The sequence below is a fragment of the Massilia arenae genome (assembly GCF_008014745.1).
Lineage (GTDB): Bacteria > Pseudomonadota > Gammaproteobacteria > Burkholderiales > Burkholderiaceae_D > Telluria > Telluria arenae.
On the sequence record NZ_VPFD01000012.1, the window covers coordinates 88,306 to 114,893 of the forward strand.

Sequence of the window (26,588 nt, forward strand, 5' to 3'; positions counted from 1 at the left end):
CATTACCCCTGCTCTCCCTTGTTGCGTGATGGTTTGACGTCGGCGTAAACTGCCAGAATTTCCGTGCGCGACGAATGTCTCAGCTTGCCGAGTGTCTTTGCCTCGATCTGGCGAATGCGCTCGCGGGTGACATTGAATGCCTGGCCTACTTCTTCGAGTGTCATGCCGTCGGCTCCGCCAAGACCGAATCGCAGGTTCATCACCTTTCGGGCACGAGCCTCGAAGTCGGCGAGCATCCTTTCGATTGCGATCGACAGGCTCTGGTCGACTGCCTTCTGCTCGAGGTCAATTGCAGGATCGACGATCGACAACTGGTGCGGCGTGCTGGGAGCGTCTGCCGTGCCGCATTCTTCCAGGGGAAATACTCGAGCATCCGAACGCATGATCCGTCGAGCCGCTTCAGGCGTCAGTTCAAGTTGCTCCGCGACTACGTCCACGGAAGCGTCGCCGTCGCGTCCCCTGCTCAGCTCACGGCGGGTCCGGTTGAACAGATTGACCTTCTCGAGCATGTGCACCGGCACACGAATCATGCGGGCCGTGTCTGCGATGCCGCGCGTGATGCTCTGGCGTACCCAGTTCGTTGCATAGGTCGAGAACTTGAAACCGCGCCGGAAATCGAATTTTTCCGCAGCGCGCATGAGACCGAGATTGCCGTCCTGGATGAGATCCTCCAGCGGCAGTCCACGGCCCCGATATTGGTTGGCGACATGCACGGCCAAGCGCAGGTTGGCGCAGACCAGCTGGTCACGAGCTCTTTCGTAGGAAGCAGCCGCATCGGCAATGGTGTCCGCCACGTCCGATGCCATTCCTCGGGCAACCGCCAGCAGCCTAGTCAATTCCTTCGGTCGAGGCCTTGGCACTGCCGCTTCGCGACCGTACTCCTCCATGCCGCCCCGGACGCGTGTGGCATAGGTACGAAAATCGATCTGCCCTTCGCCGTCGTCGCCTTCCTCCACTTCGCCAGCTTCGTCGCCGGCGGCCGCGGAAAATTCGCCGTCGTCGTCGTCAACCGGGGCTTCCTGAGCGGGCGGTTCGCCAGAGGGAAAGGCCAGCGTCCATTGGTCTTCGGGGAGCGACACGAGGGCCCTGACGAGCGACCCGAGCGCCGAGTCCATGCGGCGTCCGAGCCGTTCCTCGTCCTCGCGCTTGATGAGTTCCGACTTCCGCGCTCCCGCGACGTGGAAGATGCTTGCGTCAGCAGGCTCCGGGAGGCGTTCCTGAAACGCGTCGACCGCGTCGAGCACGTCGTCGGAATCCGGCGCTAGCCCGGAGCCGAATGCGGGACTGCCTTGATCCACCAGAACTCCCAGATCGTCCAGAACGGATTGCAGCACGTCGCGGGCACGCTCGATCTGCTGCGGTCCGCAGTCTGCCTCAAGCGCCTGCCAGAAGTCCTCTCCGCTGACCAAGCCGGTACTCAGCCCGTTTGCGATCAAGTGCTCAATCGCGGGCATGTCGCCACGCACGACGGCCGGTCGCTGAAGTTCGACTTCGGGCAGATCGAACTCGACGTCCGACCAGTCCGTCTCCGTGCTTAGACGGCGGTGTGCCGCAAGCAGTTGCTGTGCTCGACTGGCTGCGGATGCGCACTCGGCGTCGTGCCTGGGAGGTATGACGGCCTCGTCAGGCACCCATCCGTCGGTGTCATCCGCGCTGTCGTCCCGTACCGGAGAGCTCGTGTCATCCGGAGAAAGGACAGGTACCACGTCTGCCTTTCCCGGTGCAGGTTCCGGGACATCGGTGATGGCGACGAAGGCGGCTTCGATTTCCGCGGCAGAAGTCAACTGACCTGCCGTCTCGTCGGTTGCCGGCGCAACTGCCGCTTCCTGTGCAATTGCGGCGTCGACATCCACGTCCGCAAGACAAGACACGGCGCCCATGCCGGCCGAGTGCCCGTTATCGGTGTCCTCCACGGTCTCGTCGTGCAAGGGGGCGTGCGCCTCGCCGCATGGAATGTCAGACACCACTCCTGTCGCCGTAGATGCTGCCTGCGGCGACTTTTCCGCGGTGGCGGCGGGCTCGTCCCCAGTAAAGCAGCCAGACTGGCCGCCCGAATCGTTGGCTGCCGGTGCAGTTGCTTCCGAAACCTCGACAACCTCACCGTTCGCGTTTACGAAGCGTGAGAGGAAGTCTGCAACCGCCGAATGCCCTTGACTTGCGGCGATCTGCCGGGCCGTCAGACCATTCGGAGCGTTGAGTTCGGGATCCGCACCGGCGTCAAGAAGTTTGACGCAGACCTCGAGCTGGTCATGCATTGCTGCCAGCATCAGGGGTGTCAGTCCTGCACCGTCCCGGCCGTTGACCGGCTCGCCGCGCTGGATGTGCAAGGGGATGGAGTCGGTGGCGCCGGACCGGATCGCGAGCCGGAAAAGAGCGCCGAGCTTCTTCTCAGTAGTCGCTCCAGCTAGCATGGCCGCCGTCCGTCTGAGCAGAACCGGAAGATGCAATTGAGGCAAGATAGTACTTTGGCCATGCGGGCTACAACACCAAACTTAACTGAAGGAAAAACCAATTATGAGGAAGCATTATCTACCATTTGCTGTTCATTAAGACAGGAAGACTGACGAACTGACTATTTTTTTGGGGAACTGTTGTGAAACTGAAATTCGCAGCTTGACGTCGACTGTCCGGAGATGCCGATTCCCGCAACTATCGTGTGGACATCGTAAGATGCACAGCGACAATTGCTGTCGCAACAAATCTTTAGGGTAAATATGATCGGCCTCATGCAGACCTCTCAATCCTGCCTGCTGAATCGCCACGGGTTCACTAGATACTCCTGAGCCTATAATTGTAGGTTCAAGGAGAAGTTATGAGCGGCAAGCGGTACACCGAAGAATTCAAGATCGAAGCAGTCAAGCAGGTGACGGAGCGCGGTCATCCGGCCACTGAGGTCGGAGAGCTTCTTCCAGCTACTGAAACGGGAGCGTGTTCGTCGTCGAATCTACGTTTCCCGAGACGAGGCCAAGCAGGACATATTTGACTATATCGAGATGTTCTACAATCCGAAGCGCCGGCACAGCTTCAGCAATGACTTGTCGCCGGTCGAGTACAAAAAGCAGTATCTAAAGCGGCTCTCGAGTGTCTAGCAGAGCTGTGGCGATTCATATGTCGAGCCGTACCATCGCAAGTGCCAGTGGAACTACAACGTGGGACTCTCTGGCTACCTCGGTCACGATCAGGCGGATGAAAGTGTGGGCCGCAAAGATACCGGACATGTACAATACGTTAATGGCGATCAGGCATCAGCTTAAGGACCTTGCCTCCGTTGCCCGGTCCCATCACGTAGAAAGTAACCATCGCGCAGGCGTCGATAGTCATCATGTCACATGCGCTGGGATCCTCCCAAGCAACACATTCCATGCAGATTTCCTGGCGCCATGGAAGCATTGACTGACGTCGAACTGGTGCTGGTGTTCGCCGAGCCCGGCGATCCCCAGTCGGATGAGGTCTACTCCGGACTAGAGAGCGCTGCATTACGCGCACTACTACCGTGGGCGCCAGCGGGGCCAGTTCCACCGCGCTCGCGCGGACGGCCCGCGCCTGCCACGATACCCCGGTGCGATGCGCACCAGGCCAGGGTTCTATGTACTCCAGCGCGGCCGATCGGACCGCAGCACGGGAGCGCGGTATTTACGCTACCAGCACCTCGTCGGTCTCGTCGGGCGTGGACGACGCCTCGGCGGCGGCGCCGTGCAAGGAAAACGAGACCACGAACTCGCTGGCCACGATGTCGAACTTGGTCGCATCGCTGAAGTCGATGTCCGCGAGCGTCGAGATCTCGTCGCTCGCGTTGACCAGGAACAGCTCATAGGTGCCACGGTTCACGCGCGCGAAAGCGTACTCGTTACTGCTCAGATGGATCCGGTTGTGCGTGTAACGCTTCACTTCCGCATAGCGCCAGCTTCTTCCCTGGTCGGGTGAATAGCGGATGTCATAGCCGTCACCGTCGCGCAGCTCGGCGACGTGCTCGACAAACCGCTTGCCGTACTTCTTCACTAGGCTCGCGAAGACGATTCGTTCCGCATGCGCGCCGGTGGCGCGGTTGCGCGCATCATGGTCGGGATTGAAGCGAGACGAACCCGGTGGCCGCGTGCCGCCGCCGCGGGAACTGGACGGGGCCATCGGGAGCGCGTTTGTGGCCGGCAATGGTTTCTCAGTTACCGCAGGCGTTGGGGATGTCCGCTCAGGACCGGCGGCGCGCTCGGCGCCCTGCGCGCGCAGATGCGCCAGGCCACCTTCAAAGAACAGCATGCTTCTGGCCGTCGCCGGCAACGATGCCAGCTCGTCGGCCGTGTACGCGCCGCGCTGCGCGCGGTAGTGCTGCTCATAATCCTGTGCCGGGACGAGCGCCAGTGCGTCCAGCCCGAAAGACTTGACGTGGTCGGCCAGCAGCGCCTCGTAGTCGGGCGCCAGATCCTCCCGGTGGCGCCCCGCCGCTACAGCGATCCAGCGGGTGTCCTCGAACGCGGCGAGCGTGTCGAGGAACCGGGCGCGCTCCGGCCAATCCTGGCCGTCCAGCCGCCGCCACGCACTGTAGGCGAAGGTCCCGAACGCGGCATGCAGCATATCGGTCAGACCGCGGCGGTGGTAGTCGGCGAAGTCCAGCTTATCCAGCGCGACCTGGTTGAATGCGGACGGCTGCACCTGCAGGGCGTCGAAGATCCGCTTCAGGAGCGCGGTGTCGGGTGCGGCCACGCGCCGCTCGACATCCAGGTCCGCCGCCTCGATACCGTACTCGCCGAGTTCGCACCACAGGGCCGCGCAGGCTTCGCGTGTAAAGCTGCCGACGGCGCCACCGCTGCGCGCTGCCCACAAGGCGGACCAGAATACGTCCGTCGGGCTGGCCATGCCGAGGAGCTGGCGGGCGTCGTGCAGCGTGTCATCGCCCAGCGCATTGCGCGCTAGGTGCTGGACCTCGGAAAGTGGATCCTTGAACACGCCGCGGAACTCGGCCCAGTGCTCGCCCACGGTGAAAACGGCGGCGACGATATCAGCGAAGGTGTCGCAAAAGTGGGGATCGCGTTCGAGGTCGGCGAGAGAGGCCGTCGGATCGACCTTGATCAGGTAAGTTGTGCCATCACGCACGTAATCGTTCAAGCCCAGGGACAGCGAGGCGCCGTCGACCCGGCAGTGTAGTTCCGCACACAAGATCAACTTCAACCTGTTCAGGCGGGCCGCCTCATTGGCCTGGCCGTTCTTGAGCAGCTGGATCCGGTAGGCCAGGATGAAGGGCAGTTTTTCGCGCAGTGTCGCCGTCAGCGCCTGCGTAAGCGCCGTCAGGGCGGCGTAGCTGTCGACCTCCAACGCCAAGTCGTTCAGGCTGTTGATGCCGAAGCATGCAGGGATCACGGCGGCGCCGCCGCGGCGCGGGTAGTCGAGCATCGCGTAGCTGCTGACGACCTTGCGCGGCAGCCGGATGTTGTCTGAATAGTAGACCTGATCCTGCGGGAAGTACGCGCCATGCTCGCCGCGGTAGGCGAACAGCGGTACGTCCGCTGGCAGCGCCAGCTTGTGCACGGCATAATGCTGTCGGACCAGTCGGTAAATACGCTGGGTCCGCCTACCCTTCGGATCGGCGTCCGGCAGCTTGCGCAACACGGCGGCCACGGCCTCGGGCGGCAGGTCCTCGAATTGCTCCTTCGCGCCGAGGCTTGCCAGTACCGCTTCGATGTCGCGCCGTGTGATGTCCGCCGCGGCAAGGCCGGGCGCTGCGAAATCGAACACGAAAGGATTGATCAGTTCGGCGGCAGGCAGGTCGCGGTTGAGGACAAAGTGGTCGAACAGGCCTGCGGCCTTCAGTTGGAAGTGCAGATACGACGGCTTGCGCGACAGCGCGTGCTGGTATGTGCCGCCGCGCTCGTTCACCTGCGCGTAATCGAACCTGTCGGGATTGTCGAGGCTCAGGCGCGCCCGCGCGACGCCGTCCCGGATCAGCCACTCGACCAGGTCCTCGCGCGGCATCATGGCCAGCATCTTCACCAGGTCGGCATCCGGGATGCTCATGCACTCTACTTTGTGCTCGCGATACGAAGGCGGACGCCCCATGAGGTCCAGAACATGGCGACCGTAGCGCTGCAAGCCGGCGGCGTCCCGCACCGGCATGTAACGGACGAAGCGATTCACGCCTAGCCATGCGAATACGCGTTCGAGCAGCACCGGGTCGGCAGCGGCGACCTTGCCGCCGAACTCCGACGGTGGCGCCAGGAAGCGGTCGGGGCGGTGGACTTTGGCGAAGAGGCGCTCGGTATGCGCGCCGGTGGGGTAGACGCCGGACAGGAACAGCTCGCGTGCATCGACCACGTCGAGATCGGTATTGAGCAGCGGAACGCTGGTGTCCGGCGGGAGGGACGCCGGGTCACCGTTGGTGAAGTTCTCCAGCATGGCCGCGACCATGACCCCGATGATCTCGGGCGCCTCCACGCGCGGTTGGCGTAATTCAACCGTCGCCGCCCGTATGATCGAGCGGATGATCTGCGCCGGTTCATAACTGTGCACCGTCGTGACCGACTTCAGGGCGCGCTGGACTTCGCGTGCCTTGTCACTGGACAGGACACCCAGGCGCGCCGCCAAGCCAGCAAACAGTGGCTGGCTCATGAAATCGATGTTGACGAAGGGCGGCAGCGAGACTTCAGTGTCGCCGCCCGTACGCGGGGTATAGGCGTCGGTGTCGGCGTCGATTAGCATTCCCTGTTCATTGACCAGCAGCGCATACTTGCCTGCCAGCGCGGGCTCGGCGCAGAGGATGCTGATCAAGTCCACGCGGTGCGCGAGCTCGTGCCCTAGCAGGCGTGCGCTCAACTCATTGACCGCATCCACGAAGGTGGGAGAAGTGGAAAAGGTCTGATACTTGGCCGTGTAGTCCGCATTCTCCACCCCGGGGTAGGCCAGTGCCGGGAACAGCGCGCCGCAGCCGGCCATGAGCACTAGCTCGGAAAAGGCGTCGCCCAGGTAGTACACGTCGCAGGCCTTGCGGTACTGGCCGTCGACGCAGGGGAACACAGCCAGATCGCTCAGGGCCTGGTCGAGCTGGCGATAGAAACCGAGGGCGCCGAGCACCTCGTTCGCGTTTCGATAGTGCAGCAGCCGCACCTGGATCCACGGGTCGGTCGCGCCATCCTTTAGCGCACGGGCCGTGCTGATGATCAGATTGACGAGTCGGGTCAGCAGGAACTCATTGCGTGGCGACTGGATCAGCTGGTTGCGCGAACTGTCGAGATCGAAGGTGCCATGTACGACCATCGGCAGGTCCAGGCTGACCTGGGTGGGGAAGAAGGTGTAGAGAACCCGAGCACCCTTGCTGAGCCCGTCCGTCGTGGCCAGCTTCAGGCTGTACCACTCTTCCTCGGCCTTGTCGGCGTTCTGGTAGTCGTCGGGCAGAGGCGCTTCGTCCTCGTGCAGCTGCCACCGGTCGGCGCCGAGAACGACGGTGGCGCCGTCCAGTTTTCTGTGCAAGGTCCTGCGCTCGCCGTCGTGCTCGATGATGACGGTATGGATGTGATTCAAGAATAGCAGGCATTCGGGCTGCAGGCTCGCGAGCTGGGCCTTGATCCCGTCGAGAAACGCGGGGCGGTAGTCAATGGCGATTTCCGTGGTCCACTCACTGGCGGCGCGGTCGGCGAATTCGGGCACGGCGAGGAACGCCAATGGCACCGCCTCGGCACCGAAGTTGCGCTCCTGGCGGATCTGCCGGCGCGTCTCCTCGTCGAACAGCTGCTCGAAGGTGCGACGCGCGATCGCTTCAGAAAACGTGACGCTCACGGGGCCGCTGTCGATGGTGACCCGATGCGCCCAATTGACCAGTGAGCGAAAACCCAGCCCCTTGTTGCCGATGTACTTGACCTTGGTCTTCGAGCTCATATTCGCGAGCATCAAGGACTGAATGCCCGCAAGTGAGAACGGAACGCCGTGATTGGCGATCGTCAAACGCGATTGATGCTCGTCCAGCCGGATCAGGACGGTCTCCGACTCCTCGTCGTCCGCATTCTGCAGCATTTCCAGGATCTGACGTCCGTTGTATTCGCCCATCAGCTGGCGCTCGCGATAGTAGTCGCTGATCATCCGTGCACGTGTTTCGCGATAGGTCTTGAGCTGATCGCGGATCAGCGCACTGAGGGCTTCTTTCATCGGGAAATGGGGTATTGCCGGAGGCAGTTGGAGAACCTGACAGCATGCCACAGTATTGCCGCTGGGAACAGGATCAAGAATGCCCCAGATCGCGGAGCGCGACGCGTGCCGTTGCTTCAAACGGGCCGCCGTGGTTTTCCGGCACGCTCAGTGCTAATCCAGCTTGCACGATTTTTTGGGAAGAAACCGACGTATCGCTCGGTTTCAATTGGCATCCATGGCTCAGGAAACAAAAAACCCGCAAGCCTCATCGTGCTTGCGGGTTCTCTGAAAGTTGAAGGTTTCCCTAAAACTATTGTCCTGGCGGAGACGGTGGGATTCGAACCCACGATACGGGTATAAGCCATATGCATCCTTAGCAGGGATGTGCCTTCGGCCACTCGGCCACGTCTCCAATCAGAACCAACCGGTTTCGGTCAGCGCTGAGTGCAAGCATCTTAAGGGCTGGACCTCATTGCGTCAAGAACGCACGCCCAAAAATTTTGAAATTTGTTAACCTTGCTCGAGGTTAAAAGCCTTGTGCAGCGCGCGCACGGCCAGTTCCATGTACTTCTCGTCGATCAGCACCGAGATCTTGATCTCCGAGGTCGAGATCATCTGGATATTGATGCCCTCTTCCGACAAGGTACGGAACATCTGCGACGCCACGCCGACGTGGCTGCGCATGCCCACGCCCACCGCCGACACCTTCGACACCTTGGCGTCGCCCAGTACCTTGGTCGCGCCCAGCGCTTCCTGCTGACCCTCCAGCACACCCATCGCGCGCACGTAGTCGTTGCGTGGCACGGTGAAGGTGAAATCGGTCTTGCCGTCCACCGACTGGTTCTGGATGATCATGTCGACTTCGATGTTCGCATCGGCGATCGGTCCCAGGATGTGGTACGCCACGCCCGGCTTGTCCGGCACGCCCAGGACGGTGATCTTTGCTTCGTCGCGATTGAACGCGATGCCGGAGATGACGGCTTGTTCCATATTGCTTTCTTCCTCAAACGAAATCAGGGTGCCGGACTGGGCTTCTTCTTCCAGCGGCATCAGGGGATCGGTCAGCGACGACAGTACGCGCGTCGGCACCTGGTAGTTACCGGCGAACTCGACTGAGCGAGTCTGCAGCACCTTCGAGCCCAGCGAGGCCAGTTCGAGCATTTCCTCGAACGTGATCTTCGACAGGCGGCGCGCCTCGTCCACCACGCGCGGGTCGGTTGTGTAGACGCCGTCGACGTCAGTGTAGATCAGGCATTCCTCGGCCTTCAGCGCGGCTGCAATCGCCACTGCGGAAGTATCCGAGCCGCCGCGGCCCAGGGTCGAGATATTGCCTTCTTCGTCCACGCCCTGGAAACCGGTGATGATGACGATCTTGCCGGCCGCGACATCGCGCAGCACGCGGCTGTCGTCGATCGACTGGATACGCGCCTTGGTGAACGACGAGTCGGTGCGGATGCCCGCCTGCCAGCCGGTATAGGACACCGCATCCTTGCCGATGGCCAGCAGCGCCATGGCCAGGAGGCCAACCGACACCTGCTCGCCGGTCGAGGCGATCATGTCCAGTTCGCGCGGGTCCGGTTGCGGCATGATTTCCTTGGCCAGACCAATCAGTCGGTTGGTCTCGCCCGACATCGCGGACGGCACAACGACGATTTGGTGACCTGCGTCATGCCACTTGGCCACCCGGGCCGCGACATTCTTGATACGGTCCGTCGAGCCCATCGACGTCCCGCCATATTTGTGGACAATTAAAGCCATATCAGGAAGGGTTCCAGCTTGTGTAAAGAGAAAAGAGGACCCTCAATGTAGCATGCTGCAACGCGGCATCACAAGGCTTCGAGAACGAAAAAGCTATATGGAAAGAAAATAACTTAATGCGTTTTTGGAATACACTTGCCTATACAATCCAGCGTCAGCTCGCTTCCCAACGCAGTCCGATCAGCTCCTGGCCGCTTGCCGACCAGTGCCGGCAGTCCATGCCGATGCCTGCCGCGAACAGCAGGTCGAGGTTGCGGCTGACGGTCGGCAAGCGCTCGCGCTCCCACGCCGGCACACCGAGCGCCTGGTAATGCGCCTTCAGGCCGCGCGATGGCCGGTTGGCCGCGAGCTTGAGCCTTTCCCCGCCCTTGCGAAAGTCGAGCGTCAGCGTCTGCGCGCGCAGCCACGCAGGATCGAAGCCCTGTTCGGTCCGCTCGAAGTGCAGCACCCCACCGTAGTCGGGGAAGGCGATCGAGGCCTCGCCCTGCCAGCGGAAGGTTTGTCCTTCCCTGTAGAGCACGCCGATATCGTCCGGATCGCGCATACCCGCCAGGTCCGGCAGGTGCGGAGTCAAGTAGAGCTTGCCGCGATGGCGGCGAATATGGCATTCCGGATGCGTAACCTTCAACTGCGCGTCCTCGCGTGCCGAGAACAACTGCGACACCATTTCGTTCAGCCAGGCGGTCGACGGCATCGCCAATCCGCGCACCGAGAACAGATGGCGCATGAAGTTATCGATGCGGTCTGCGCTCAGTCCGCCAAGATAGGCCAGGTCGATGGCGTCGCCGTCCTGGCAAGCCGCCAGGTCCTGGGCCGCAAGCTCGTCGAGCAGGCGCTGGGCCGAGGCCACGTGGGCCGCGCCGCGCGCCAGCCGGGCCTGAAAGCCCGGAAAATTCGTCGCCAGCGCCGGCATCACCTGATGGCGCAGTGCATTGCGGGTGTAGCGCGGATCCTGGTTCGATTCGTCCTCGACCCAGGCCAGCCCATGCTCGCGCGCATACGCTTCCAGCGCCGCACGCGGCTGCGACAGCAGCGGCCGCGCCAGCGCCAGGTCGGGCACGCCCAAGAGGCCGGGCGCGAGATTGTCCGCATCCATGCCCGACAGCCCCGCGGCGCCCGAGCCGCGCAGCAATTGCAGCAGCACGGTCTCGGCCTGGTCGTCCAGGTGATGGGCGGTGAGCAGTAATTTGACGTCGTGCGTGCGGCACATCTCGCCGAGAGCGGCGTAGCGCAGCTTGCGCGCCGCGGCCTCGACGCCGGAGCCGTCGTGCGGGATCGTCACGCGGCGATGGTCGAAGCCGATGCCGAGCTCGCCGGCGCTGCGCTCGCAATGCGCCACCCAGTCATCGGCATGCCGGCTCAGTCCGTGATGCACGTGGAAGGCATGCAGCCGCACGCCCTGCTGTGCGCACCAGTCGTGCGCCAGACGCAGCAAGACCATCGAATCGAGGCCGCCGCTACAGGCAACTGCTATGGATTGGGGAGAGTATTTGTCGCGCAGGCCGAGCATGGCCTGCGCAAACGATGCCGGGACCAGCCCGGCCGGGTTGGCCCCGCGTTTGGAACGGCTCAGAGGATCACTCCTCGCGCGGCAGCGTTTCCTTGAACTTGCCATAGCTCATCAGCTTCGCGTGACGGGCTTCCAGCAAGTCCTTCGGTCTAATGCCCTGGAACTGGCGCAGCGAATCGGCCAGTGCGCGCTTGAGCAATTGCGCCATCTGGGCCGGATCGCGGTGGGCGCCGCCCAGCGGTTCGCTGACAATCTTGTCGACCAGGCCCATCGCCTTCAGGCGATGCGCGGTCAGGCCCAGGGCCTCGGCGGCGTCGGACGCGCGTTCCGAAGTCTTCCACAGGATCGAGGCGCAGCCTTCCGGCGAGATCACCGAATAGGTCGAGTACTGCAGCATCAGCACGGCGTCGCCGACGGCGATCGCCAGCGCGCCGCCCGAACCGCCTTCGCCGATGATGGTGGCGATCAGCGGCACCTTCAGTTCGGCCATGACGTACAGGTTGTGGCCGATCGCTTCCGACTGACCGCGCTCTTCGGCGTCGATGCCGGGGAAAGCACCCGGGGTGTCGACGAAGGTGAAGATCGGCAGGCCGAACTTCTCGGCCAGCTTCATCAGGCGCATCGCCTTGCGGTAGCCTTCGGGCTTCGGCATGCCGAAGTTGCGCATCGCGCGCTCCTTGGTGTCGCGCCCCTTCTGGTGGCCGATCACCATGCATGGCTGGCCGTTGAAGCGGGCCAGGCCGCCGATGATCGACTGGTCGTCGGCAAAGGTGCGGTCGCCGTGCAGCTCATGGAAATCGGTGAAGATCGCGTTCACGTAGTCCATCGTGTAAGGACGCTGCGGGTGACGCGCGATCTGCGACACTTGCCACGGAGTCAGCTTGGCATAGATGTCCTTGGTGAGCTGCTGGCTCTTCTTGTCCAGGCGATCGATCTCTTCGGAGATGTCGACAGCGGAATCGTCTTGTACGAAACGCAGCTCTTCAATCTTGGAATCGAGCTCGGCAATCGGCTGCTCAAAATTGAGGAAAGTTGTTTTAGTCATTGTACCTCCGGGGTAATGTCTTGGCCGCGCTCCGTTATGCGCGGCCGATCAGGGCGCTATTCTACCGTAAGCCGACAGCGTATCGAACGCCTGAATTGCTCAGTTGGCGGGCAAAACGGGGTCCAGGCTGCGCCACAAATACCAAGTAGCAACCGTGCGCCAGGGTTCCCAGTTGGCGGAGACCTCGCGCGCATCGCTGCGCGAGACCGGCTCGCCCGAGAAATAGTTTTGGCTAATGCCCTGGATCAGGCCGGGGTCGTCCAGTGGCAGGACGTTCGGCCGCAGCAGATTAAATATCAAAAACATCTCGGCTGTCCAGCGCGTGATGCCGCGGATCTGGACCAGCTCGGCGATGACGGCTTCGTCATCCATTTCCGACCACAGGTCGGCATGCACTCGCTTGGCCTTGAAATGGTCGGCCAGGTCGAGGATGTATTCGGTCTTGCGCTTGGACAGGCCGCAGCCCGACAGCTCCACCGCGCCCAGCTTGATCACCTGGCTCGGCGCCAGTTTTGGGCAGACGGCGAGCAATTTGCCCCAAGCCAGGTCGGCCGCTTTCGGCGTCACTTGCTGGCCGACGATCGAACGGGCCAGCGTGATGAACGGGTCGGGCTGGCCGCGCAGGTGCAGGTCGCCGAACTGGGGGATCAGCTTGTTCATGATGCGGTCGCGCTGCATCAGCTCGCGCTTGGCCTCGGCCCAGTAGATCGGCACCGCCAGCGCATCGTGCGCCGGCGACGCCGACGACTCCACGCTGGCGCCTGCGGCGACGCCGCCGGCCTTGTCCTTGTTGGCTGCCATTATGCGCGGCGCCAGGTCGTTCCGTCGGCCTTGTCTTCCAGGACGATGCCGGCTGCCGTGAGTTCCTTGCGGATCGCGTCGGCCTGGGCGAAGTCGCGGGCGCCCTTGGCGGCCGCGCGGCGCGCGATCGCGTCCAGGATGGCCGCTTCGTCGAGTCCGGCTTCGCCCGGCGTGCCGGCCTGCAGGAAAGCTTGCGGCGCACGTTCGAGCAGACCGAGCACGGCGGCCAGCGCCTTCAGCTGGCGTGCAGTCTCCACCGACTTGCTGCGGTTGACTTCGCTCGCCAGATCGAACAGTTCGGCCACCGCCAGCGGGGTGTTGAAATCGTCGTCCATCGCGTCGCGGAAGCGCTTGGCGTGCGCTTCGTCCCAGTTGACGGCGAGTTCGCCATCGCCCAGGTCGATATCGTTCAGCGCCGTGTACAGGCGCGTCAGCGCGCCCTTGGCGTCGTCGATGTGCACGTCCGAGTAATTCAAAGGGCTGCGATAGTGGGCGCGCAGGATGAAGAAGCGCACCACTTCGGCGTCGTACTTGGCGAGGACTTCACGGATGGTGAAGAAGTTGCCCAGCGATTTGGACATCTTCTCGTTATCCACACGCACGAAGCCGTTGTGGATCCAGTAGTTGACCATCGGGCCGCCGAAGGCGCCTTCGGATTGCGCGATCTCGTTCTCGTGGTGCGGGAACTGCAGGTCGGCGCCGCCGCCGTGGATATCGAAGTGTTCGCCGAGCGTGGCGCACGACATGGCCGAGCACTCGATGTGCCAGCCCGGACGGCCGCGGCCCCACTGCGAATCCCATTTGGCTTCAAGCGGTTCGGATTCCTTGGCGGCCTTCCACAGCACGAAGTCGAGCGGATCGCGCTTAGCCGTTTTGACGTCGACGCGCTCGCCGGCGCGCAGGTCGTCCAGCGACTTGCCGGACAGCTTGCCGTAGCCTTCGAAGCCGCGCACGGCGTAGTTGACGTCGCCCTCTTCGGTTTTATACGCCAGCCCTTTTTGTTCGAGCTTCTCGATGATCGACAGCATGTGCGGCACGTATTCGGTCGCGCGCGGCACCACGGTCGGCGGCAGGATGCCCAGCGCGGCCGTGTCTTCGTCCATGTATTTTTCGAAGCGCGAGGTCAGCGCACCGATGGTCTCGCCATTCTCGACCGCGCGCTTGATGATCTTGTCGTCGATATCGGTGATGTTGCGCACGTAGTTGACGTCGTAGCCGGACACCATCAGCCAGCGGTACACGACGTCGAAAGCCATCATCATCCGCGCGTGGCCGACGTGGCAGTAATCGTAGATGGTCATGCCGCACACATACATGCCGACCTTGCCGGTGACCTTGGGAACGAATACCTGCTTGTCACGCGCTAGCGTGTTGTAAATCTTGAGTTGGCTCATTGAATTCCGTAACGGAAGAGGAGCGCCGGGCGGGGTAGAGGCCGCAACCTCCGGCGCAGCAACAGCAATGCTGGTGCGCCCTGGACGGGTGCGGCGTCGGGTTCGCCTGGCTCCTCGGTGTTGTTCTTATTTGATAGAATGGGACGTTGCTCTGCGAACGTCTTTTCGTAAAGTATAGCATTGATAAAATCCCGGCTGGCCGCCCACGGTCCAGCTTTATTTTTGGGGAAAACCCTTGACAGCGCCTTGCGCGAGGTCCATCAGAGGAAGCCAGATGTCGTCATCGATCACCCGCCGTTCCCTGCTCGTCCGCATGACGGGCGCTACCGCCGCGCTGGCCTGCGGCCTGCTGTTCCCTGGCGCCGCGCTGGCCCAGGAGGCCACCGAACAAGCGGCCGCGCCGGAAGCCGCCGCAGCCCCGGCCATGGTCGGTCCGCAGTATGCGATCAAGACCACGATGGGCGAGATCGTCGTCCAGCTCGACCAGGAAAAAGCCCCAAAAACCGTCGCCAACTTTGCCGCCTACGCCAAATCGGGCTTTTATAAAGGCACGATCTTCCACCGCGTGATCGACGGCTTCATGATCCAGGGCGGCGGCATGAACGAGAAGTTCGAGGGCCGCAAGACTCTCAAGCCGGTGAAGAACGAGTCGGATAACGGCCTGTCGAACCAGCCCTACACCATCTCGATGGCGCGCGAGGACAATCCCGACAGCGCGACCTCGCAGTGGTTCATCAACGTTGCCGACAATTCCGGCATCGACCATCCCTTCGTCAAGGGCTCGGGTTATACCGTGTTCGGCAAGGTCGTGAAGGGCCAGGAAGTGGTCGACAAGATCAAGGGTGTGGTCGTCGACGACGTGCGCGGGATGCAGAACGTGCCGGTCGTGCCGATCAAGATTACCAACGTCACCCTGCTCAAGGGCGACAAGCTAGTAAAATAACGGTTTTGCCGCACTTGCAATACAGAGCAAATAACAACCCATAGAACAGGACAAACCATGACGACTATCCTCATCACCACCAACCAGGGCAATATCACCGCCGAGCTGGACGCCGAAAAAGCACCGAAGACCGTTGCCAACTTCCTCGACTACGTCAACAAGGGCCACTTCGCCAACACCATCTTCCACCGCGTGATCAAGGACTTCATGATCCAGGGTGGCGGTTTCGAGCCAGGCATGAAGCAGAAGCCGGCCGACGCGACCGTCGAGAACGAAGCCAAGAACGGCCTCAAAAACGACAAGTACACGCTGGCCATGGCCCGCACCTCGGCGCCGCACTCGGCATCGGCCCAGTTCTTCATCAACACCAAGAACAACGCCTTCCTCGACTACCCGGGCCAGGACGGCTGGGGCTATGCCGTGTTCGGCACCGTGACCGAAGGCAAGGATGTGGTCGACGCGATCAACGGCGTCAAGACCAGCCGCAGCGGCATGCACTCGGACGTGCCGGTCGACGCCGTCATCATCGAAAAGATCGAAGTACTGTAATGGGCGGCGCGCACCAGCACGGGTCAACCCGATGACGCTGATTGCGCGCCCGTTCGCGCTGTTCATCTCCGACCTGCACCTGCAGGTCTCGCACCCGCGCACGCTGGAGGCCTTCCTGGCCTTCATGAAAGAGCGCGCGGTGCACGCCGAGCGCCTCTACCTGCTCGGCGACATCTTCGAATACTGGGCTGGCGACGACGACCTCGCCGACCCGTTCAATGCGCAGGTCGTCGCCGCAATCCGCGCAGTCGCTGACGCCGGCACTGCCGTCTACTGGATGGCCGGCAACCGCGATTTCCTGGTCGGCGACGGCTTCGCCCAGGCCGCCGGCCTGCAACTGCTGCAAGACCCGCATGTGATCGAGGCCGGCCCACGCACCGTGGCCCTGCTGCACGGCGACGCCCAGTGCACGCTCGACACCGCCTACATGGCGTTTCGCGCCCAGGTGCGCCAGCCCGCCTGGCAGGCCAATTTTCTCGGCATGCCGCTGGCCCAGCGCAAGGCGATCATCGCCGGCCTGCGCCAGGGTTCGCGCGACGCGCATACCGAGAAATCGTACGAGACCGTGGACGTCACCCCTGCTGCGATCGACGCCGTGTTCGCCGACACCGGGGCCGACGTCATGATCCATGGCCATACCCACCGCCCCGCCGTGCACGAACACGGCGACCGTTTGCGCTACGTGCTGCCCGATTGGGAACTCGACGCCGAGCCGGTGCGCGGCGGCTGGTTCGCGCTGCATGCCGACGGCAGCATCGTGCGCCACGACCACGCTGAACTGACCCTGCCCGCACAATAACGTCGGCACCCTGGCCGCCGATTTGCGTATGCATGTTTACATTTGCGCGCATGGTGTTATAGTTCACTACAACACCACATCAATACCTCACCAAGGAGGAAGGCATGAGCACCGCACCGCGAAGTACCGCAAGGGAGGCCGACAATGACCGCCGACTGGAACGATAGCACCCCGATCTACCGCCAGCTCAAGGAGCGGGTAGTCGGCATGATGCTCGACGGCGTATTGAAAGCCGGCGACGCCCTGCCCTCGGTGCGCTCGATCGCCGCCGAGTATCAACTCAACCCGATCACAGTGTCGAAGGCATACCAGGAGCTCGTCGACGAGAGCCTGGTGGAAAAACGAAGGGGAATTGGCATGTACGTCACCGAGGGAGCAAGCGAAAAACTGCTGGCAAGCGAACGCGAACGCTTCATCCGCGAAGAGTGGCCGGCCATGGTCGAGCGCATCCGACGCCTGGGCTTGGATATCGAACAGCTGCTGCGCGACAGCGGCAATCCGGTGGGAGGTGCGGCATGAACACCGTTCAAGACGCGGTCCAGAAACCAGGCCCACAATCGGCTTCGAGCGCGGTCCTGTCCGCACGCGGTCTGACCAAGCGCTACGGCAAGCAGGTGGCCGTCGACGGCATCGACTTCGAGATCCCGGCAGGCCGCATCGTCGGCCTGATCGGCCCCAATGGCTCGGGCAAGACCACCACCCTCAAGGCGGCCCTGGGCCTGATCCCGTTCGAGGGCGAGCTGTCGGTGCTGGGCCTCGATCCGCGCACCCAGCGCGACGCCTTGATGAAGGACGTGTGCTTTATCGCCGACGTCGCCATCCTGCCGCGCTGGTTGCGGGTGAAGGATGCGGTCGACTTCGTCGAGGGCGTGCATCCGCGCTTCGACCGCAGCAAGGCCGAGCGCTACATCGCCAACACCAAGCTCAAGCCGGGCATGAAGGTCAAGGAAATGTCGAAGGGCATGGTCGTGCAACTGCACCTGGCGCTGGTGATGGCGATCGACGCCCGCCTGCTGGTGCTGGACGAGCCGACGCTCGGGCTCGACATCCTCTACCGCAAGCAGTTCTACCAGCACCTGCTGGAAGACTACTTTGACGAACAAAAAACCATCGTCATCACCACCCACCAGGTGGAAGAGGTCGAGCACATCCTCACCGACCTGCTGTTCATCCGCGACGGCAAGATCGCGCTCGCGGCGTCGATGGAAGAGATCGGCCAGCGCTACGTCGAAGTGATGGTGCCGAACGAAAAGGCCGCCGCAGCGCGGGCCCTGCAGCCGCTCGACCAGCGCGTCATGTTCGGCAAGTCGGTGATGCTGTTCGACACCCAGCGCTCGGGCGGCCTGTCGCGCAGCCAGCTCGAAGCCCTCGGCGAAGTGCGCCACCCGAGCGTGGCCGACCTGTTCGTCGCCACCATGAAAGGAAGCTACGCATGAATACGCACATGAGCACGATGAAATGGCTGATCCGGCGCGAACTGTGGGAACACAAGGGCGCCTTCGTCTATGCGCCGCTGGCGGTGGCGGCGGCACTGGTGCTGCTGCTCGGCGGCGGCTTCCTGTACGCGCTGGCCACCACCGGCGCCTTCCACTTCCAGGCCAATGGCCAGCAGGTGATCACGATCGAAGGCGTCCCGCCGGAAATGTACGCCAAGGCGGCGGCGATCGCGGCCTCGAGCTACCTGGCGATCACGGCGCCGCTGTTCCTGGTGCTGCCGGTGGTGGTGTTCTTCTACTGCCTGGCGGCCCTGCACGACGAACGGCGCGACCGCAGCATCCTGTTCTGGAAATCGCTGCCGATGTCGGACCAGGAGACGGTGCTGTCGAAGGCGGCCGTCGCGCTGGTGGTGGCGCCGCTGCTGACGGTGGCGATCGGCATCGCCACGTCGCTCGTGCTGCTGGTGCTTGGCCTGCTGGCCAGCGCGGTCAAGGGCGTCAACCTGATCGCCCCGGTGCTGGCCAATGCCAACTTCTACCTGTCGCCGCTCTACCTGCTGAGCTTCCTGCCGCTGTACATCGTGTGGGCGCTGCCGACCGTCGGCTGGCTGCTGCTGGTGTCGAGCTGGGCCCGCTCCAAGGTGTTCCTGTGGGCGGTGGGCGTGCCGGTCATCGCGCTGGCCCTGCTGGCCTGGTTCGACTTCCTGGTCGGCCGCTTCTCGGGCCTGAGCCTGAACGTCAAGTGGTTTGGCGAAGAGGTGGTGGCGCGCCTCCTGGGCGGCCTGATGCCCGGCATCTGGTTCGGCGAAGTCAATGGCCGGGCGCTGGCCGAACAGAATGCCGGCCTCGATGGGCCGATGCTGATTGGCCTGTCCTACGGCACGCTGGCCTCGCCCGCGGTGTGGATCGCCGCCGCCGCCGGCTGCGCGATGATCTATGGCGCGATCCGCCTGCGCCGCTGGCGCGACGAAGGTTGATGCGATGCGCGCCCTGCTCCCCATCACGTGCGCGATGCTGCTGGGCGCCGGCGCCGCTGGCGCTGCCGCCGCCCAGACCAGCAAGCCCGACAGTCCGGAGGAAATCAAGGTCAATGCGATGCGCGACCCGGAAGTGCGCAAGTATGAGGCGATCGTGGCCGGCCTGGATGCCTTCGACGACTACCACCGGATGGCCCCGGCGGCACCAAGGCTGCGGTTCCGGATCGAGCCACGCGGCGGCGCCGACAAGCCCGTGCTGCCGGCTGCGCGCCTTGGCGGCGACGATGGCTTCAGCCTGGCGCTGGCGGTCGACGCGGACGGAATGTTCACCGTGCCGCGCAGTCAGCCCGCGCTCGATGCGAACAGCGAACTGGTGCTGAACCAGAAACGTCGTCGCTATCGGGTGACCCCGGTGGTGCGCTCGCCCGGTCTACCCGATCAGGTGCGGCGCCTTGGCGACCTGCGCCTGGAGTGCCGGGTGCAGGTCGCGATCATCAAGGAAGAGATTCCGCTCTGGGTGGTGCTGGCCGCGAACACGCTATTGCGCACGCGCGACTGGTGCGGCTTCACGTTCGAGGGCAAGTCGGGCTTCACCTTCCGGCACACGCATGCGCTGCGCGCCGCGGTGCTGGTCGATGGCAACCGCAGCGCCTTGCTCGAGACCGAAGGCAAGGGGTTTCGCGTTCCCCTTGGCGACACCAGCTGGAGCGACGATACCCTGGTCGAGCTCGAGCTCGAACCCGCGGAGGAAGTTACTGGAACTGCTGGCGAAACGCCTCGAACTGAGCCTTGAGATCAATCATTTCGCCACGCAGCGACGCGACCTCTTCTTCGAGCTGGGCGATGCGGCCGCCCTGGGTCTGGCCGCTGGATGCCGACGAAGTCTGCTCGCTGCCGGCGACGATGGTGATCTCGCCGCCCAGCAGCTGGCCGTAGCGCGATTCCTTGGTGCCCGGCGCGCGATCGAGCTTGACCACCAGCGGCGGGTATTTATCGATCAGGAACTGCAGCGCCGTCTCGACGTCCTGCACGCTCTTGAACTCGTGCAGGCGGCCGCTGCGGGTGCGGATCTCGCCGGCGGTCTGCAGGCCGCGCAGCATCAGGATGGTGAGCACGGCCAGCTTGTCCTGCTCCAGGGTCCACTTGATGCGCATCCGATGCTCGTACTTCACGACGCGGGCGCCGGCCTGCGAGATCGCGTTGACGAGTTTGCGTTCGGTGAGGCGCTGCAGGGTGTCGAGGACGATGTCGTCGGACAGCTGCATCACCGGATCGCGGCTCGACAATTGATTGCATCCGTTCACGATCGCGTTGAGCGACATCGGATAATTATCGGGAGTCAGCGCCTCTTTCTCGGCCAGTACGGCCAGCACGCGCAGCTCTACCGGGTCCAGCACGGCTGCGGCATCGATGCCGCCAGTCGCTTCGTTTGTCATGCGATTCCTTAATCTACCAGTCGGTTCAGTTGTTCCGAGTCGAGTTTATCACCCTCCTCCACCCGCGGGCAGCACAACCCGGCCGCGCGCAGGGTATCGGTGAGGCGTTCGATCTGCTCGTCCTGGCGCGCGGCGTGGTCGATCAGGCCGCGCAGGGCTTTCGAGAGCGGGTCGTCGCCGTTGGGCGTGACGCCATAGGCGGCGAACATGCGCGCACTGCGCGACTGGTCTTCTTTCTGGATGATGTGGGCCGGATTGCCGACCGCCGTGGCGCCGGCCGGTACCGGCTTGACCACCACCGCGTTGGAACCGATCTTGGCGTACTCGCCGACCGTGAAGGCGCCCAGCACCTGGGCGCCGGCGCCGACGATCACGCCGCGTTCGAGCGTCGGATGGCGCTTGGTGCCGGCCACCAGCGTGGTGCCGCCCAGCGTGACGCCCTGATAGATGGTGCAGTCGTCGCCGATCACGGCGGTCTCGCCGATCACCACGCCGAAGCCGTGATCGATGAAGACCCGGCGGCCGATCGCGGCGCCGGGATGGATCTCGATGCCGGTGACGATGCGGGCCAGGTGGGCGATGAAGCGGCCGAGCCATTTCAGGCCCATGCGCCAGCAGGCGTGGGCCCAGCGGTGGGCGACGATGGCGTGCAGGCCCGGATAGCAGGTCAGCACTTCCCAGCCGTTGCGGGCGGCGGGATCGCGCTCGATGATGTTGCGAATGTCTTCGCGTAGGCGTGAGAAAAACATGGTGATGCTCAGGATGGAACGGCTTTCATGGTAGCCGATCCGGGGGTGGAATGCTTGTGGGAGAGGTAAAACTGTGGGGCGTGGATGGCTTGCGGCAGAGCGAAGGACTTGGGTTCCCGCCTGCGCGGGAACGACGTTAATTGGCGCTCGGGAACATCAGCAACACGATTCCGGCCACCTGCTCAAACCCGTCGTTCCCGCGCAGGCGGGAACCCAAGTAGAACGCAGGCCGATCAGCCTTCGCGCGCGATGCGCTGGCGGCGGGCCTCGTACAGGCAGACGCCCGAGGCGACCGACACGTTCAGGCTCTCGACCGAACCGAACATCGGGATATTGACCAGCACGTCGCAGGTTTCGCGCGTCAGGCGGCGCATGCCCTCGCCTTCGGAACCCATGACCAGCGCGGCCGGGCCGGTGAAATCGGCCTGGTACAGGCCACGGTCGGCGTCGTCCGAGGTGCCGATGAGCAGGATGTCGCGTTCCTTCAACTCGCGCATGGTGCGCGCCAGGTTGGTGACGGTGATGTAGGGCACCGTCTCGGCCGCGCCGCTGGCGACCTTGGCGGCGGTGGCGTTCAGGCCGACCGCGCGGTCCTTCGGCACGATGACAGCGTGCGCGCCGACGCCGTCGGCCACGCGCAGGCAGGCGCCCAGGTTGTGCGGATCGGTGATGCCGTCCAGGATCAGCAGCAGCGGCGGACCCTCGATGGCGTCGAGCAGCTCGTCCAGGTTGCGCGCCAGCGCCAGCTGGCTGGCGAAGGCGATCACGCCCTGGTGGCGGCGGGTACCGGTGATCTTGTCGAGGCGCGCAGCATCGACCGGCATCACGCGTACGCCGGCCGCCTTGGCATTGGCGATCAGGTCCTTCATGCGGCCGTCATTGCGCTCGGCATCGACAAAGATCTCTTCCACCGACTGCGCCTCATGACGCAGGCGCGAGGTCACGGCGTGGAAGCCGAAAATCATTTTATTTTTCATTTGCTACTTCTCAATCGCTTTCAGGTGCTTTTTTCTTGCTGGTTTTGGATGCGGTCTTGGCCGCTTTCTTGGCGGCTGGCGCAGCCACTGGCGCGGCGACAGCCTTGGCGGCCGCCTTGCGTGGCGCGGCAGCCTTCTTGGCGACTGCCTTCGTTGCGACGGCTTTCGTGGCGACGGCTTTCGTAGCCACGACCTTCTTCGCGACCGGCTCGGTTGCTATGGCTTTGGTGGCGACAGCTTTCTTCGCGACGGCTTTCTTCGCTACGGCCTTCTTGGCAGGAGCGGCCACGACGACTTCCGCCACAGGCGCCGGCTTGGCAACTGCTTTTTTAGCGCGGGTCTTGACTGGTGCCGCTTCGACCGGCGCTGCTGCGGGTGCCGGCGCAGGAACAGCGGCGGCCTTGGCGGCGCGCGGCTTGCGGGCTGGTGGCGTTGCGGCTACCGGTGCTTCGACCTTGGCCTGGACGACCGGCGCTGGGGTAGGTGCCGGCGCTTTCACTACCGGAGCCTTGACTACCGGAGCCTTGACTACCGGAGCCTGAACCACCGGAGCCTGAGCTACCGGTGCTTCCACTACCGGCGCGGCTGCCGCTGCATTGGCACGCTCCAGGGCCTTGGCTTTTGCCCGGGCCTTGCGCGACTTCGGCGCCTTCGGCACTTCCATCGCATCCTGCGCCACCTGGCGCGCACGCTCGAGCGGCGTCGGCACGGCTGCTGCCGCCTGGACGATGGCCGGTGCCGATGGCTTCGGTCCGCGACCACGTCCGCCACGCGATTTCTTGCCGCCATTGCGACCTTCGTTGCGGCCCTCGTTACGGCCCTCGTTACGGCCTTCATTACCGCGACCTTCATTGCGGCCGCCCTTGTTGCGGCCAGCGCCCTCGCCCGCCTCAAGCGCCGCCGGCGCAGAGGCCAGCGTCAGGTCGATCTTGCGCGACTCGAGGTCGACGCGCGCCACGCGCACGGTGACGCGGTCGGTCAGCTGGTAGCGCTGGCCGGTACGCTCGCCGCGCAGCTCATGGCGCGCCTCGTCGTACTGGAAGTAATCGGCGCCCAGCTCGGTGATGTGCACCAGGCCCTCGACGAACAGCTCGTCGAGCTGCACGAAGATGCCGAAGGTGGTGACGCCGGCGACCGTGCCGGTGAACTCTTCGCCGATCTTGTCTTGCATGAAGAAGCACTTGAGCCAGTTTTCGACGTCGCGCGAAGCTTCATCGGCGCGGCGCTCGTTGGCCGAACAGTGCACGCCGAGGGCGTCCCAGATCGTCAGGTCTTTTTCGCTCTTCTGCGGCTTGCCGTCGGCCTTGTCCTTGGCCGCCTGCTTGCGCGCCGAATTCGACTGGGTCGAATTCAGCTTGCCCAGCTCGATACCCTTCGGCTCGTAGCGTTTGCCCAGCAGGATCGCCTTGATGGCGCGGTGGGTCAGCAGGTCGGGATAGCGGCGGATCGGGCTGGTGAAGTGCGCGTAAGCCTCGTACGCCAGGCCGAAGTGGCCGACGTTGTCCGGGCTGTAGACGGCCTGCTGCATCGAGCGCAGCAGCATGGTCTGCAGCAGCGTCGCGTCGGGGCGCTCGCGGATCTGCTGCATCACCGCGGCATAGTCGCGCGCGGTCGGCTTGCTGCCGCCGCCCAGGTTCAGGCCCACCTGCTTGAGGAAGGTGCGCAGCTGGTTCAGCTTCTCTTCGGTCGGCGTCGCGTGCACGCGGAACGTGCCCGGGTGCTTGTGGCGCAGCAGGAAGTCGGCGGCGCACACGTTGGCGGCCAGCATGCACTCTTCGATCAGGCGGTGCGCATCGTTGCGGGTGCGCGGGATGATCTTCTCGATCTTGCCCAGCGGATTGCAAACGATATAGGTTTCAGTAGTTTCGAAATCGATCGCGCCACGCTCCTGGCGCGCCTTGAGCAGCGAGCGGAAGGCGCCGTTCAGGTTCAGCAGGTGCGGCACAATGCCCGGACGCTGTTGCGCTTCCTCGCCGTCGGTATCGGCGAGGATGTCGGCCACCTGGTTATAGGTCAGGCGGGCCGCCGAGTGCATCACGGCCGGGTAGAACTGGTAGGCGGTGACTTCGCCGTCCTCGGTGACGACCATATCGCACACCAGGGTGCAGCGGTCCACATGCGGGTTCAGCGAGCACAGGCCGTTGGACAGCTTCTCGGGCAGCATCGGAATGACGCGGCGCGGGAAATACACCGAGGTGCTGCGCTCGATGGCGTCGGCATCGAGCGCGTCGTTCGGTTTCACGTAATGGCTGACGTCGGCGATTGCGACCAGCAGGCGATAGCCGCGGGTAGCGCCGATCTTGACCGGCTCGCAGTAGACCGCGTCGTCGAAGTCGCGCGCGTCTTCGCCGTCGATGGTCACCAGCGGCACGTCGCGCAGGTCGACGCGGTCGGCCAGGTCGGCATTGATCACTTCGTTCGGCAGGCGCGCGGCCTGCTTCAGTGCCGGCGGCGAGAACACATGCGGCACGCCGAACTTGCGCACGGCGATCTCGATTTCCATGCCCGGATCGTCCAGTTCGCCGAGCACTTCGACGATGCGGCCGGTTGGCTTCTGGAAGCGGCCCGGCTGCTCGAGCAGCTCGACGCTGACCACCTGCCCGGCGCGCGCCTTGCCCGGCGAACCGGATACCAGGACGTCCTGGGCGATGCGCTGGTCTTCGGGCGAAACGATCCAGACGCCGCCTTCATTGAGCAGGCGCCCGATGATGTGGGTGTTGGCGCGCTCGACGACTTCGACGATCGAGCCTTCGGGACGGCCGCGGCGATCGGTGCCGGTCACGCGCGCCATCACGCGGTCGCCGTGCAGCACTTTCTGCATCTCGCGGTCGGACAGGAACAGGTCGGGGCCTGGCTCGTCCGGGATCACGAATCCAAATCCGTCCCGATGCGCGGCGACCTTGCCGGCCACGAAGGCGGAATGGTCGGCCAGCATATATGTGCCGCTGCGGTCGGAGCGGATCTGACCGTCACGCTCCATGGCGTTCAGGCGGCGGCCCAGGACTTCCTGGGCGGCGGGCTTGACCTTGAGGGCACGTGCCAGGCCGGCCGCATCGAGCGGGTCGGTGGCGTCACGGAAGACTGCGAGGATTTCCTCGCGGCTTGGAATGGTATGAGTAGGTTGCTTCAAATCGGTTCTTTTTTCTCTTGGCCAGTAATAGCGCCGCTCATGAATAAATAGGCGGCAGCCAGCTTGATTGACACCTTGACAGGCGTAGTGTAACGGAGGTCCATCCGATTCGCCTAACGTGGCGTGCTACGGGATGTTCCTGGAATATGTTCATTGCCCTGATCAGAACTTCATCGTGGGTCTTTGACTATTGAAAATCATCCGCTATAATCTCGCTCTCTTCAGCAACGGCGGCAACGACGAAGCGAAGAAAGCAGCAGTAGTAAGCGGTGCGTTTTGCGTGATGATCTAGAAATGTTGATCTAGCGGAAAATGACAAAGCCTGCTATTGTAGCAGAGTTGGTTTGCAGTGCCCACGTGGCGGAATTGGTAGACGCGCATGGTTCAGGTCCATGTGCCGCGAGGTGTGGGGGTTCGAGTCCCTCCGTGGGCACCAAAATCTACCTTGTTTTTCCGGACTTCTGGTCCCGCAAAACGCCGTAGCCTTCTCATGAGGACTACGGCGTTTTGCGTTATACGTCCTCTTCTTCATTGCGTCGCCAGGTCGTCCAGGATTGGGCAATCCGAACGATCGTCGCCATGACAGGATGTCGCGAGGCTTTCCAGCGTCCTGCGCATCGCTTCCATTTCTGCGATCTTGCGATCCAGCTCGGCGATATGCGCCAGCGCCATCGCGCGCACGTCGGCGCTGGCCCGGTGTTTATCTTCCCACAGCGCCAGCAATTCCCTGATCTGGTCCAGCGAAAATCCGAGCGCGCGGCCGCGGTGGATGAATTGCAGCACCCGCACATCCTGTTCGCTGTACAGCCGATATCCGGCCTCGGTCCGGCGCGGCGCTTTCACCAGGCCGATCGATTCGTAATGGCGGATCATTTTCGCCGTCACGCCGGAAGCGCGCGCGGCGTCGCCGATGTTCAGGCTGAGCGTGGACTGCATGGAGTTCTCCTGTTGTTTGCCGCGCCAAGCATACACCTT

The 26,588-nt window shown here is 63.6% G+C and carries 18 protein-coding genes, 2 tRNA genes and 2 pseudogenes; 9 read left to right on the plus strand and 13 right to left on the minus strand.

Annotated elements, in window-relative coordinates; genetic code table 11:
• Window positions 1–2: 2 nt before the first annotated feature.
• A complete protein-coding gene (gene mzaA / locus FVD38_RS12260; protein ID WP_147935071.1) occupies window positions 3–2,411 on the minus strand; it encodes an MZA anti-phage system associated sigma-70 family RNA polymerase sigma factor MzaA in 2,409 nt (802 codons plus the stop codon).
• A 483-nt stretch (window positions 2,412–2,894) separates the two neighbouring features.
• Between mzaA and FVD38_RS12265 the strand changes: the two are divergent.
• Window positions 2,895–3,089: pseudogene (locus FVD38_RS12265) on the plus strand (IS3 family transposase); the annotation flags it as partial.
• 544 nt (window positions 3,090–3,633) lie between these two features.
• Here the strand turns inward: FVD38_RS12265 and FVD38_RS12270 are convergent.
• From FVD38_RS12270 to cysS, 7 genes are all read right to left on the minus strand, one after another.
• Entirely contained in the window at window positions 3,634–8,127 is a 4,494-nt protein-coding gene (locus FVD38_RS12270) for a protein NO VEIN domain-containing protein (protein WP_147935072.1), read from the minus strand.
• 301 nt (window positions 8,128–8,428) lie between these two features.
• Window positions 8,429–8,521: transfer RNA gene (locus FVD38_RS12275), tRNA-Ser, on the minus strand.
• Window positions 8,522–8,619: 98 nt separating this feature from the next.
• Window positions 8,620–9,867 carry an aspartate kinase gene (locus tag FVD38_RS12280; protein WP_147935073.1) on the minus strand — a complete coding sequence of 416 codons (1,248 nt, stop codon included), beginning with the start codon at window positions 9,865–9,867 and terminating at the stop codon, window positions 8,620–8,622.
• Between the two features lie 154 nt (window positions 9,868–10,021).
• On the minus strand, window positions 10,022–11,377 hold the full coding sequence (tilS, locus tag FVD38_RS12285) for a tRNA lysidine(34) synthetase TilS (protein WP_147935074.1): 1,356 nt from the start codon (window positions 11,375–11,377) through the stop codon (window positions 10,022–10,024).
• Window positions 11,378–11,444: 67 nt separating this feature from the next.
• The gene (locus FVD38_RS12290; RefSeq protein WP_147935075.1) at window positions 11,445–12,422 is read right to left on the minus strand and encodes an acetyl-CoA carboxylase carboxyltransferase subunit alpha; all 978 of its coding nucleotides are present in this window, start codon (window positions 12,420–12,422) and stop codon (window positions 11,445–11,447) included.
• Between the two features lie 99 nt (window positions 12,423–12,521).
• Window positions 12,522–13,223 carry a DNA-3-methyladenine glycosylase family protein gene (locus FVD38_RS12295; RefSeq protein ID WP_229493611.1) on the minus strand — a complete coding sequence of 234 codons (702 nt, stop codon included), beginning with the start codon at window positions 13,221–13,223 and terminating at the stop codon, window positions 12,522–12,524.
• Complete coding sequence (cysS, locus tag FVD38_RS12300; RefSeq protein WP_147935076.1) at window positions 13,223–14,617, minus strand: cysteine--tRNA ligase; 1,395 nt, start codon at window positions 14,615–14,617, stop codon at window positions 13,223–13,225. Before cysS ends, FVD38_RS12295 begins: the two co-directional genes overlap by 1 nt.
• A 274-nt stretch (window positions 14,618–14,891) precedes the next feature.
• Here cysS and FVD38_RS12305 point away from each other — a divergent pair, with 274 nt between their 5' ends.
• The 7 genes from FVD38_RS12305 to FVD38_RS12335 all read left to right on the plus strand — a co-directional run bounded on the left by FVD38_RS12305 (window position 14,892) and on the right by FVD38_RS12335 (window position 20,114).
• Window positions 14,892–15,560: a peptidylprolyl isomerase gene (locus FVD38_RS12305; RefSeq protein ID WP_147935077.1), complete on the plus strand. Its 669-nt coding sequence runs from the start codon at window positions 14,892–14,894 to the stop codon at window positions 15,558–15,560.
• A 57-nt stretch (window positions 15,561–15,617) separates the two neighbouring features.
• Window positions 15,618–16,109 (plus strand): peptidylprolyl isomerase, encoded by a 492-nt coding sequence (locus FVD38_RS12310; protein WP_147935078.1) that lies wholly within the window; start codon window positions 15,618–15,620, stop codon window positions 16,107–16,109.
• A 31-nt stretch (window positions 16,110–16,140) separates the two neighbouring features.
• Window positions 16,141–16,908, plus strand: a complete 768-nt coding sequence (locus FVD38_RS12315; RefSeq protein ID WP_147935079.1) for a UDP-2,3-diacylglucosamine diphosphatase — start codon at window positions 16,141–16,143, stop codon at window positions 16,906–16,908.
• Between the two features lie 144 nt (window positions 16,909–17,052).
• Window positions 17,053–17,427 carry a GntR family transcriptional regulator gene (locus FVD38_RS12320; protein WP_147935080.1) on the plus strand — a complete coding sequence of 125 codons (375 nt, stop codon included), beginning with the start codon at window positions 17,053–17,055 and terminating at the stop codon, window positions 17,425–17,427.
• Complete coding sequence (locus FVD38_RS12325; RefSeq protein WP_147935081.1) at window positions 17,424–18,344, plus strand: ABC transporter ATP-binding protein; 921 nt, start codon at window positions 17,424–17,426, stop codon at window positions 18,342–18,344. Before FVD38_RS12320 ends, FVD38_RS12325 begins: the two co-directional genes overlap by 4 nt.
• Window positions 18,341–19,321: a hypothetical protein gene (locus FVD38_RS12330; RefSeq protein ID WP_147935082.1), complete on the plus strand. Its 981-nt coding sequence runs from the start codon at window positions 18,341–18,343 to the stop codon at window positions 19,319–19,321. The genes FVD38_RS12325 and FVD38_RS12330 overlap by 4 nt, the downstream gene beginning before the upstream one ends.
• 4 nt (window positions 19,322–19,325) lie before the next feature.
• A complete protein-coding gene (locus FVD38_RS12335) occupies window positions 19,326–20,114 on the plus strand; it encodes a hypothetical protein (RefSeq protein ID WP_147935083.1) in 789 nt (262 codons plus the stop codon).
• On the opposite strand, the gene FVD38_RS12340 is transcribed toward FVD38_RS12335, so the two are convergent.
• From FVD38_RS12340 to rnr, 4 genes and pseudogenes are all read right to left on the minus strand, one after another.
• The gene (locus FVD38_RS12340; protein WP_147935084.1) at window positions 20,074–20,757 is read right to left on the minus strand and encodes a YceH family protein; all 684 of its coding nucleotides are present in this window, start codon (window positions 20,755–20,757) and stop codon (window positions 20,074–20,076) included. The two genes, FVD38_RS12335 and FVD38_RS12340, sit on opposite strands and share 41 nt — an antisense overlap.
• 8 nt (window positions 20,758–20,765) lie before the next feature.
• Entirely contained in the window at window positions 20,766–21,506 is a 741-nt protein-coding gene (gene cysE / locus FVD38_RS27085) for a serine O-acetyltransferase (RefSeq protein WP_147935085.1), read from the minus strand.
• Between the two features lie 233 nt (window positions 21,507–21,739).
• Window positions 21,740–22,483, minus strand: a complete 744-nt coding sequence (gene rlmB, locus FVD38_RS12350) for a 23S rRNA (guanosine(2251)-2'-O)-methyltransferase RlmB (protein ID WP_123071447.1) — start codon at window positions 22,481–22,483, stop codon at window positions 21,740–21,742.
• 904 nt (window positions 22,484–23,387) lie between these two features.
• Window positions 23,388–25,613: pseudogene (gene rnr / locus FVD38_RS12355) on the minus strand (ribonuclease R); the annotation flags it as partial.
• Window positions 25,614–25,964: 351 nt separating this feature from the next.
• On the opposite strand from rnr, the gene FVD38_RS12360 reads away from it, so the two are divergent.
• A tRNA-Leu gene (locus tag FVD38_RS12360) sits at window positions 25,965–26,049 on the plus strand.
• A gap of 92 nt (window positions 26,050–26,141) precedes the next feature.
• Here FVD38_RS12360 and cueR read toward each other — a convergent pair.
• Entirely contained in the window at window positions 26,142–26,531 is a 390-nt protein-coding gene (cueR, locus tag FVD38_RS12365) for a Cu(I)-responsive transcriptional regulator (protein WP_147935109.1), read from the minus strand.
• Between the last annotated feature and the right edge of the window lie 57 nt (window positions 26,532–26,588).